Source organism: Maribacter sp. (assembly GCF_049667165.1).
In the GTDB taxonomy this organism is placed as follows: domain Bacteria; phylum Bacteroidota; class Bacteroidia; order Flavobacteriales; family Flavobacteriaceae; genus Maribacter_A.
Map to the genome: position 1 here is coordinate 1 of NZ_JBATHS010000358.1, position 2,279 is coordinate 2,279.

3 protein-coding genes are annotated in these 2,279 nt (G+C 51.4%); 1 reads left to right on the forward strand and 2 read right to left on the reverse strand.

What is annotated here, in order from left to right; all coding sequences use genetic code 11:
* Nucleotides 1-293 precede the first annotated feature (293 nt).
* On the reverse strand, nucleotides 294-665 hold the full coding sequence (locus WBM98_RS16375) for a histone H2B family protein (protein ID WP_424367095.1): 372 nt from the start codon (nucleotides 663-665) through the stop codon (nucleotides 294-296).
* A gap of 229 nt (nucleotides 666-894) precedes the next feature.
* Here WBM98_RS16375 and WBM98_RS16380 point away from each other — a divergent pair, with 229 nt between their 5' ends.
* Complete coding sequence (locus WBM98_RS16380; protein WP_424367096.1) at nucleotides 895-1,287, forward strand: histone H2A; 393 nt, start codon at nucleotides 895-897, stop codon at nucleotides 1,285-1,287.
* A gap of 789 nt (nucleotides 1,288-2,076) precedes the next feature.
* Here WBM98_RS16380 and WBM98_RS16385 read toward each other — a convergent pair.
* Nucleotides 2,077-2,279: hypothetical protein (locus WBM98_RS16385; RefSeq protein ID WP_424367097.1), on the reverse strand; the 203-nt coding region annotated here is incomplete at its 5' end.

A 2,279-nucleotide genomic window follows, 5' to 3' on the forward strand; every position in this document is an offset into this window, starting at 1 on the left:
TCGTAGTGGACGTCAAGTGTAATGGTTTGAACAAACGGACGACAAAACAAGCAAGAGCTTGCGGTCGGTCGGTAATGAAGTAGGACTGAAATGCGCATGTCTGTTGAAATGTTACTATTATCACCTACCTACGTAAATCATGTGCATCCAGGTGCTAGCTAATAATTGCAAAAACCGACAATGACAGTGTATTGATTGACCGACATGTAGACCAGCGTTTCGAGCTATATCTGTATAGGTTTGGGTGGCCCTGAAAAGGGCCTTTTGATCGACGGTTGGATAACCGTCGTCGTCTACTTGGACGACGTGTACTTGGTGACGGCCTTGGTACCCTCGCTGACGGCGTGCTTGGCGAGTTCACCGGGCAGCAGGAGACGGACAGCGGTCTGGATTTCGCGACTGGTGATCGTCGAACGACGATTGTAGTGAGCCAGACGCGATGCTTCGGCGGCGATGCGCTCGAAGATGTCGTTGACGAACGAGTTCATGATCGACATCGCCTTCGACGAGATACCGGTGTCCGGGTGGACCTGCTTGAGCACCTTGTAGATGTAGATGGCATAGGTCTCTCGTCGTCGTCGCTTCTTCTTCTTGTCTCCCGAACGAGCGGCTTTCGCCTTGCTCGCGGCTTTCTTAGCTCCTTTCGACGCTGGTTTCAACGGCATGACTGCGATTGATTGAGATGAGAGAAAAACGCGCGTCCGTAGGCTTTTATAAGCGGACCGACCGAGTCAGGCAATCGCGCGGGCTCATTATGCGCGCAGCTACTGAATATGCATGAGCCGCTCGCTGACTCGGTCGTCGTTGTGTATTTAAACGCAAGCTGTGCTGCGGAAATCATACTCATTCAGTTCATTCGCGACGCTGAACGTACTCGATTAACGACGATAGAAAATGTCTGGACGTGGCAAAGGAGGCAAAGTCAAGGGAAAGGCGAAGAGCCGATCTAGCCGTGCTGGTCTTCAGTTTCCGGTCGGTCGTATCCACCGTCTTCTGCGCAAAGGCAACTATGCCGAACGTGTCGGTGCCGGTGCTCCGGTCTACCTTGCAGCCGTCATGGAATACCTGGCGGCCGAAGTTCTCGAGTTGGCAGGCAACGCCGCCCGCGACAACAAGAAAACTCGCATCATTCCGCGTCATCTGCAGTTGGCCATCCGCAACGACGAGGAGCTGAACAAGCTGTTGTCGGGCGTCACCATCGCTCAGGGCGGTGTTCTGCCCAACATCCAGGCCGTTCTGCTGCCGAAGAAGACGCAGAAGGTCGGCGGTACCGCCTCCAGCAAGTAAACGACGACGACCGGACTAATCGGTCATCGAACAAAACGGCTCTTTTCAGAGCCACTCAAAACATTCAAACGGAATGGTTCTGTCGTTGCCGACTGCCAGTGTCTGTAGGTAACTGATGAGAACGATGTGACTGATAATGATGGAGTATAGTAGTATTAGTATATAGTGAATGTGACGCGATGACCTAACTAGATGGATGAAATGTTGCCGCAGTGTAAGAACGGAAATGTTACTTACGTACGGCATGATGGACGAACTAGAGATCGAAATGACGCGAGTGTGCGTGTGACGAATGAAAGAAACCACCCACCCCACCCCCGCAGTCCTCCATTTCACGATAGAATAGATGACAAATAAAGCAGTACGTTGTTTCGAAAACTGTAACTCGTTGTGCTGCACGACGCACAACAAACGAAACAAGTTGTAGTATTTAAATCATTGTCTGATCTGAAAAGTGTATGAAATAAACCACAATCAATCTATACTAGTGCTATGTGAATAGAATTGTGTATGACGTAGGTAGACAGAAAACATCGTTCGTTAATCGAACATGGAAGGACGCTGCTGGACTGCCTAAAACGACGTCGCGATTGACGTAGTTTTGCCAATCGACTACCAAGCAAGCAACCGAACCGGCAGACAGAAACAGAAGATAAATGAAACGACGACGGTGACCGAACGAAAGCGATAAAGCTAAGTTTCCGTTTGAGACTTTGTGTGGCTCTGAAAAGAGCCGTTTTGTACGCGGTCTGTGTGGCCGGCTGTGTGCCGACGATCGACCGCCGCCACTTAGGCACGTTCACCGCGGATACGGCGTGCCAACTGGATGTCCTTTGGCATGATGGTGACACGTTTGGCGTGGATGGCGCACAAGTTGGTGTCTTCGAACAGACCGACCAGGTAGGCTTCGCTGGCTTCCTGCAGAGCCATGACGGCCGAGCTCTGGAAACGCAGATCGGTCTTGAAGTCCTGAGCGATCTCGCGGACGAGAC